A 7,789-nucleotide genomic window follows, 5' to 3' on the forward strand; every position below is an offset into this window, starting at 1 on the left:
ACCCTACAGTGCTACTGTGAAGAGACAAGCTGATGTCCGAGGTTATAATGGTCAAAGAGTTAAAAAAGAAATTAATCTAATCAATAGCCACAATGAAGGTACAGCCAAATGAGTCAAGTCTTAACCCTAGAATTGAGCGATGAAGTCTATGCCGCCTTGCAACAGCAAGCTAAAATATTAGGGATCGACCTGTCAGAATTAGTAACAACTTCCCTTGAGCGACAGTATCGCTTAACAAAAGCTAAAGACCAACGCACGGAAGCCGAAAAAGAAGCAGCACGTCAACGCTTTCGAGCGCACGCTGGCTCAATTAGCGGCTATCCGACAGGAGCAGATAATGAAAGCATTGATGCTGACTTAGGAAGAGAGTATGGAGATACTCATGAGGAGACATGAAATCGGTGATACTCCTCGATACTTCTGGGTTACTTTGCTATGTCTATCGTGATCAACCAGGACATGAAGAAGCTGTCCAATTGTTAGATAGTGCAGGTAAAAGCATCACCCACAGTTACGTTTTAGCAGAGTTAGTTGCTCTAGCTCAAGTTCGCCATTACCCGCGTTTAGCTACCCTAGAATTTATCACCGATTTGCTAGAAAATCCAGATATCGAGACAGTTTGGATAGATGAGCCTTTACATCGTGCTGCGGTCAAACTATTGATGGCACGGCAAGATAAGACTTATTCCTTATGTGATGCAGTTAGCTTTTTATTGATGCGTCAGTTCAATATTAATGAAGCATTAACCACCGATCGCCATTTTGAGCAAGAAGGTTTTCACCGTTTACTTGTATTCTAAAAAGGGCAGAGCTGCGTCAGGGGTTGGTATTTCTCCAACTGGTACTCTTGCCATTTCCCCGACCCCCGTTCGGTGAGGGATTGGGAGTTTCCCAACTGCGCGGCTGCTTGCCGCCAGAATTGTTCAAAGTTCTGCCGCAGTTCTCCGGTGGCAATCATTGATTTTAACGCGATAATTTAGTCAACAATTCCAAGAGTTTTTTACTATTAGGAGTCAAGAGAGTTCGACGATAGGCATCGGCGGCCTTTTTAATCGCTTCCGCTTGGGTAGGATAGGGATGAATAACAGTAGAGAGTTTACTCAGTCCGATTTTGGCAACCATAGCGGTGGTAATTTCGGAAATCATCTCACCGGCGTGGGCGGCGACGATAGTGGCTCCTAAAATTTGGTCGGAACCTTGTTTGTGAATAATTTTTAAAAAACCTGCTGTTTCGCCATCAGTGATAGCTCGATCGACTATACTCAAAGGAATTTTAATAGTATTAGTGGTCAATCCCCGGGTCTGTGCTTGGGTTTCATCCATGCCCACACGAGCAATTTCTGGGTCGGTATAAGTGACCCAAGGCATAACTAAATTACTGAGCTTATAGCGTCCGAAACCGAAGGGAGAAAAAAGAGTATTTTTAATCACAATACGGGCGGCTGCATCGGCAGCATGGGTAAATTTCCAATCCATACAGATATCACCGGCCGCATAAATTTTCGGGTTAGTAGTTTGCAGATAATCATTAACTTTGACTCCCCGACGAGTATCGTATTCCACAGCCACCGCTTCTAAATTTAATCCTGACACATTAGGCTCCCGGCCAGCACCGACTAAAATCTCGTCAACGGTGATAGTTGCTCCTTGACCGTTGCTAGTATATTCAATGGTTTTACCCTGCTCATTTTTTGTCACCCGTTCAATTTGGCAGGAGAGAATCAATTGCATTCCTTCCCGCAGCAAAGTATTCTCAATAATTTCGGCCGCTTCTCGGTCTTCTTTATTCAAAAGATGGGAATGATTATGAAATAAAATCACCTGCGCGCCTAACCGTTGAAAAGCTTGGGCTAATTCACAACCAATCGGCCCGCCACCGATAACAGCTAATCGGGGAGGCAATTCTGTTAGGGAAAAAATTGTTTCATTGGTATAAAATCCCGCCTCTTTTAGTCCGGGTATATCGGGATGAAAGGCCCCAGCACCAGTGGCAATGACAGCTTTTTTATAATCGAGGGTTTTTCCCGTCACTTCCACAGCATTTTGTCCTAAAAAACGAGCGCTACCCAAGAAGACATCGATACCTAGTTTTTGGAAACGTTGCACCGAATCATGATGACTAATATCGGCGCGAATTTGCCGCATTCTGGTCATGACTCTGGCAAAATCTACCCTAGTATCCCCAATATTAATTCCTAATTTTTTGGCTTTCTCAATTTCCCCGATAATTCTAGAGGAACGAATCAGACATTTGGAAGGAACACAACCGAAATTGAGGCAATCTCCCCCCATGAGGTGTTTTTCCACTAAAGCCACTTTTAAACCTATATCTAAACCCGCCGCTCCCGCCGCTACGACTAAACCCGCAGTACCCGCACCAATGACGACTAAATCATAACAATCTTGGGGTTGTGGATTGACCCAATCGGCAGGATGAACATAATTAACTAATTTTTGATTATGTTCGTCCATGGGGAGAACATTAACTTCCCTAGAGCTATTTTCAAACATATTAGACCTCTTGTAAAAATCAAAAATTGTTGTTAGGGTTAGGAGTCAGTAGCCAGTAGTCAGTAGTCAGGATAATTAAGAATGAATAATAATCAGTTAAATGGTCTATTTACAGATTTTATGCAATTTAATTCTTATTTTTGCCGTTTTTGAACCCTGAAAAATTAATTATGCAAGAGGTTTATTAAAGCAGTTATAGCAATTCCCATAGTTGTGAGGTGCAGAGTCTTAGGTTTTGAGGAGTCAGGAGTCAGGAGTCAGGAGTCAGGAGGCGGTCGGCGGTCGGCGGTCGGCGGTCGGCAGCTTTTTTCTCCCCACTTCCCACACCCCACACCCCACACCCCACACCCCACACCCCACACCCCACTTCCCCAACCCCTGACTGATAAATGATTACTATTCACTGATAACTGATGCCAGGGCCTGACGGGCAATTTTTGTGACGTAGAGGGTGACGGCAACGGTAGCGATAAAACCGATCAGGCGAATAGTCCATTGTAAAACTGGGTTAGTAGCTGGTGTTGAGGTCCCGATAGTGGCAAGATTGCCCGCTAAAGAGCCAATATAAACATACATTATCGTCCCCGGAATCATGCCCGCGGAACCTAGTAGATAATCTTTCAGGGAAACCCCGGTGACACCATAGGCATAATTGAGCAGATTAAAGGGAAATACGGGAGATAAACGGGTTAAAAGCACTATTTTTAAGCCTTCTCTCCCCACAGCTTCATCGATAGCTTGAAATTTACTATTACCTTGAATTTTTTCCGCCACCCAACCCCTAGCCAGATAACGTCCCACCAGAAAAGCGACAGTAGCGCCGATAGTTGCCCCGATAAAGACGTAAAAAGAGCCTAAAACCAGGCCAAAAACCACACCAGCCCCTAAAGTCAGGATTGAACCTGGAAAAAAGGCCACAGTAGCTAGAATATAGATAATTATAAACGCGATCGCTCCTACGGCTCCCAAACTATCCACCCAAGTTAAGGCATTGAAAAGAATAGTTTGAGGATTAAAACCGGTGGAGGCACTGGATTCGAGGGCAAAAGCGGGGGGAGTAATCAGGAGAAAAGTGCCGCTAAAGGCGATTAGCAGCGGCAAATAACGGCAAATAACCAGCTTTTTCCAGTTGCTGGACTGGGAAATAATCATCACAAGTCCCTAAAAAGAGAATAAAAGAGAGATTAAACTATAAAAGCGAATTAAATAGAACTAGGGGCTATTCTACCGTAGTTATCATTGTTTAGACCAGAAAGCCAATCCTGAAAATTCCCAGAAAATCCCCCTCTCTGGGAGAAGATAGGACAAGCAACAGCCCGGTAAATTTTGCTGTTTACTTGATATTACACCTTGCCGTCTCTGGGGAAAAAATGTCACAATTAGAAATAATTAGCATTCGATATAGCAATTAATCTATGAAAATCCTCCCCAAGGTCAAAGCCCCTACCTTCCTGCAAATGGCACAATGGATCATTAATCCCGTAGCTTTTATGGAAAATGCCGCCCGCAAGCATGGCGATATTTTTAGCACAAAAGTGGGTTTAACTGTAGATAATTTTATCTTTGTCAGTAGTCCTTCGGCCCTACAACAAATTTTAACTAATGACCGTAAACAATTCTCGGCACCGGGGGAAGCCAATCGGATTATTGCCCCGATTATTGGTGATTATTCCGTCGTCATGTTAGACGGAGACATCCACAAAAAACGCCGTCAGCTTTTATTGCCACCTTTTCACGGGGAAAGAATGCGTTTCTACGGCGATTTAATCCGCGATATTACCCTGAGAGTAATGGCAGAATTGCCCCAAAATCAACCTTTTAAGGCCCGTTCAGCGACCACAGCGATTGCTTTACAAGTAATTATGGAGGCAGTTTTTGGAATTAGTCAAGGGGAACGTTATCAAACCCTGAAAAAAACTCTCGCTGAAATGCTCGATATTTTTAACTCTCCGGTGATGGCTTCTTTGTTATTTTTTCCAATTTTGCGGGCTGATTTTGGTGCTTGGAGTCCCTGGGGAAAATACCAGCGTTACCAAGAAAAAATTGATGATATTATCTATACAGAAATTGCCGAAAGAAAAGCTAATCCTAACCCCAATCGCACCGATATTTTATCACTACTGATGTCGGCCCGGGATGAAGAAGGCAACCCGATGAGCGATAAGGAATTGCGCGATGAATTAATGACCTTATTATTCGCCGGTCATGAAACCACCGCCACCGCTATGTCTTGGGCGCTCTACTGGACTCATCGCTATCCAGAAATTAAAGCAAAAATTCTGCAAGAAATAGCCACTTTAGGAGATAATCCTAACCCCATTGACATAACTCGATTACCCTATCTTTCGGCAGTTTGTTCGGAAACTTTACGCATTCATCCCGTGGGAATGTTAACTTTTCCGCGAGTAGTGGAAAAACCGGTAGAACTAGATGGTTATCCTTTAGAAAAAGGGACAATTCTTATGGGTTGTATTTATCTGGCCCACCACCGCGAGCAAACTTTCCCCGATTCCCATACTTTTAAACCAGAACGCTTTTTAGAAAAACAATTCACCCCCTACGAATATATGCCTTTTGGTGGTGGGGCGCGTCGTTGTATCGGGGAAGTTTTAGCTATCTACGAGATGAAAATCGCTATCGCCACAATTTTGGCCAATTATCAGTTAACTCTAGTTAATAATACCCCCGAAAAACCCAGCCGTCGCGGTTTAACCCTTGCTCCCTCGCGAGGAGTTCCCATGGTCTTAAAAGGACGACGGGAACCTCTGGTGACTGCCCCCATGCTCGCCGAAATTTCTTAAAAAAACTGACAAACTATTGTACAATCAGAGTTGTGGTATCCCATATCATAACTCTGTTTTTTTGTCAATAAAATCGGGGATAATTATGGTCTTAATTCGTTTAGCTAAATCCTGGCAAATTTCCGAAAATGAAGTTACTTCCGAAAGTGTTTATTTTAACCGTCGTCGCTTTTTACAGGGGTTAATCGGGACAGGAATTGCGGGGAGTTCCCTATTATTAACTGCTTGTGGTAAATCCTCCTCCTCGGAAGCTTTAGAAAAAAGTTTGCAATTACCTAAAATTGAAGGTTTCAGCAAGAATCCGCAGTTTTTAACGGTAAATCGCCCCATAGCTGCCGAAACTGTAGCGGGGAGATATAATAATTTTTATGAGTTCGGAGGGGGGAAAAATATCTGGTTAAAAGCGCAGAAACTACCGACGAATCCCTGGACGGTAGAAGTGGGAGGATTGGTAAAAAATCCCCAAACCTACGATATAGATACTATAAAAAAAACCTTTCCTCTCGAAGAAAGAATCTATCGTTTTCGTTGTGTGGAAGCTTGGTCAATGGTGTTACCTTGGCTGGGTTTTCCCATGAGTGCTTTAATTGCGGCAGTGGAACCAAAACCAGAAGCTAAATTCGTCCGTTTTACTTCCTTTTATAATCCAGAAATTACCCAGGGGCCAGGATTACATTTAGGAGCCTTACCATGGCCCTATACAGAAGGTTTAAGAATTGAAGAAATGGCCAACGAATTAGCTTTCTTTGCTGTGGGAATTTTCGGTCATGATTTACCGAAACAACAGGGCGCACCCTTGCGAATGGTTATTCCTTGGAAATACGGTTTTAAAGGAGCAAAATCGATAGTAAAAATTGAATTTACCGCCAAACAACCCGCCACCTACTGGAACACAATTGACGCTCACGAATACGATTTTGAGGCTAATGTGAACCCCAGTAAACCCCATCCCCGTTGGTCGCAAGCAACGGAAAAATTTATCGGTAGTAGAAGTGATTTATCTTGGGAAATTATCGAAACTCTCCCCTATAATGGCTATGGTGAATATGTGGCTAGTTTATATAGTTAAGTTTTATAATTATCCCCATTTTATTCAGTTTAACTAAGTATATATGGACAATAAAACTCTGTACGAAGAAGACTTTTATCTCTGGATTAGAACTACTATTAATCAACTGCAAGCCAGACAGTTTGAGCGGGTAGATTTAGAGAATTTACTGGAGGAATTAGCAAGTATGGGTAGGAGTGAAAAACGCACAGTTAAAAGTCTGTTAACCCGATTATTAGAACATTTACTTAAACTCAAATATTGGGGAGCAGAAAGAGAGAGAAATGAAGGTCACTGGAAGGGAGAGATTAGAACTTTTCGTCTCGATATATTAGATGAACTTAAAGATAGTCCTAGTCTGAAACCTTATCTTTTGGAAATTTTTGATGAATGTTATCTTTCAGCCCGAAAAAATGCCAGTGATCGCTCTCAATTACCCCTCGATACTTTTCCCGCTATACCCATTGGTTCCCTTGAACAAATTCTCGATGAAGATTGGTTTCCCACTAATAAACATGAGTAATATCTAGAGGTCAATTATGGACAATAAAACCCTGTACGAACAAGACTTTTATCTCTGGATTAGAACTACTATTAATCAACTGCAAGCGAGACAGTTTGAGCGGGTAGATTTAGAGAATTTACTAGAGGAATTAGCAAGTATGGGAAGGAGTGAAAAGCGCAAAATCGAAAATCTTTTGATTCAATTGCTGGTACATTTGCTGAAACTAACTTACTGGACAGGAGAAAGAGCAAGAAATGAGGGTCACTGGAAAGGGGAAATTATCAACTTTCGCCGACAAATAATCGAAGAAATTAAAGATAGCCCTAGTCTGAAACCTTATATTCTCGAAATCTTTGAGGAATGCTATCAATTTGCTAGAAAAGAGGCTCAAGTTAGAACTCAATTACCCCTCGATACTTTCCCCGCTATTCCCATTGGTTCCCTTGAACAAATTCTCGATCAAGATTGGTTTCCTGCGGGCGATAATCTGGAAATATAGCCATCAGTTAGACTGCTCCATACTGCTCTAACAAAAAACAACTATCTCCCGATAGCGATCGCTAAAGGTCGAATAATTGTAAGTTTTTGTCAAGGGGTGCGGTCAGATCGAAGAATCATCGCTAGAATGAGCCTAATTGTCAGGAATTTAGTTAAACAAGGTTTTTGGCAATATGCTAATCTGGCTAACACGCTTTTGGTCGTGATATGGGGAATGAAATGCTTAAAATTCTAATTGAAAACTTATCCAAGTTATCTGAAGTCAGTGAAAGCCTTCAGAAAATCGGCTCTTCGGGACTTGGTATGGTTCGATATGGGGGCATAAATCGACTGAATCCTTATCTGGCAAGAGACTTAATTGATTAGTTCGCTCTAGATAAAAAACAATTGACAAAAATCGCTAAATGCCTTTCTATATAAGGGTTA

The 7,789-nt window shown here is 42.2% G+C and carries 8 protein-coding genes; 6 read left to right on the forward strand and 2 right to left on the reverse strand.

The features are described 5' to 3' along the window. Positions 1-108 precede the first annotated feature (108 nt). Both IM456_RS16980 and IM456_RS16985 read left to right on the forward strand, forming a co-directional pair. Positions 109-396 carry a hypothetical protein gene (locus IM456_RS16980; RefSeq protein ID WP_149988566.1) on the forward strand — a complete coding sequence of 96 codons (288 nt, stop codon included), beginning with the start codon at positions 109-111 and terminating at the stop codon, positions 394-396. Between the two features lie 5 nt (positions 397-401). Beyond that, a complete protein-coding gene (locus IM456_RS16985) occupies positions 402-800 on the forward strand; it encodes a type II toxin-antitoxin system VapC family toxin (protein WP_081106832.1) in 399 nt (132 codons plus the stop codon). A gap of 163 nt (positions 801-963) precedes the next feature. On the opposite strand, the gene IM456_RS16990 is transcribed toward IM456_RS16985, so the two are convergent. Next, positions 964-2,511, reverse strand: coding sequence for a mercuric reductase (locus IM456_RS16990; RefSeq protein ID WP_149988565.1), 1,548 nt, complete (start codon positions 2,509-2,511; stop codon positions 964-966). 396 nt (positions 2,512-2,907) lie between these two features. Beyond that, positions 2,908-3,663, reverse strand: a complete 756-nt coding sequence (locus tag IM456_RS16995) for a TVP38/TMEM64 family protein (protein WP_149988225.1) — start codon at positions 3,661-3,663, stop codon at positions 2,908-2,910. 263 nt (positions 3,664-3,926) lie between these two features. Between IM456_RS16995 and IM456_RS17000 the strand changes: the two genes are divergently transcribed. The 4 genes from IM456_RS17000 (at position 3,927) to IM456_RS17015 (ending at position 7,364) form a co-directional block, all read left to right on the forward strand. Then, positions 3,927-5,312, forward strand: a complete 1,386-nt coding sequence (locus tag IM456_RS17000) for a cytochrome P450 (protein WP_149988224.1) — start codon at positions 3,927-3,929, stop codon at positions 5,310-5,312. Positions 5,313-5,397: 85 nt separating this feature from the next. Next, positions 5,398-6,381 (forward strand): protein-methionine-sulfoxide reductase catalytic subunit MsrP, encoded by a 984-nt coding sequence (gene msrP / locus IM456_RS17005; protein WP_012265438.1) that lies wholly within the window; start codon positions 5,398-5,400, stop codon positions 6,379-6,381. A gap of 43 nt (positions 6,382-6,424) precedes the next feature. Continuing rightward, a complete protein-coding gene (locus IM456_RS17010) occupies positions 6,425-6,883 on the forward strand; it encodes a DUF29 domain-containing protein (protein ID WP_149988223.1) in 459 nt (152 codons plus the stop codon). A 16-nt stretch (positions 6,884-6,899) separates the two neighbouring features. Continuing rightward, positions 6,900-7,364, forward strand: a complete 465-nt coding sequence (locus IM456_RS17015; RefSeq protein WP_149988222.1) for a DUF29 domain-containing protein — start codon at positions 6,900-6,902, stop codon at positions 7,362-7,364. Positions 7,365-7,789: the final 425 nt, after the last annotated feature.

The organism is Microcystis sp. M079S1 (assembly GCF_020246425.1).
GTDB lineage: Bacteria > Cyanobacteriota > Cyanobacteriia > Cyanobacteriales > Microcystaceae > Microcystis > Microcystis aeruginosa.

Bases quoted from the DNA above. Each gene is read 5' to 3' on its own strand.
- IM456_RS16980 (WP_149988566.1), top strand. From the start codon at position 109: ATGAGTCAAGTCTTAACCCTAGAATTGAGCGATGAAGTCTATGCCGCC.
- IM456_RS16990 (WP_149988565.1), bottom strand. From the start codon at position 2,511: ATGTTTGAAAATAGCTCTAGGGAAGTTAATGTTCTCCCCATGGACGAA.
- IM456_RS17015 (WP_149988222.1), top strand. From the start codon at position 6,900: ATGGACAATAAAACCCTGTACGAACAAGACTTTTATCTCTGGATTAGA.
- msrP (WP_012265438.1), top strand. From the start codon at position 5,398: ATGGTCTTAATTCGTTTAGCTAAATCCTGGCAAATTTCCGAAAATGAA.
- IM456_RS17000 (WP_149988224.1), top strand. From the start codon at position 3,927: ATGAAAATCCTCCCCAAGGTCAAAGCCCCTACCTTCCTGCAAATGGCA.
- IM456_RS17010 (WP_149988223.1), top strand. From the start codon at position 6,425: ATGGACAATAAAACTCTGTACGAAGAAGACTTTTATCTCTGGATTAGA.
- IM456_RS16995 (WP_149988225.1), bottom strand. From the start codon at position 3,663: ATGATTATTTCCCAGTCCAGCAACTGGAAAAAGCTGGTTATTTGCCGT.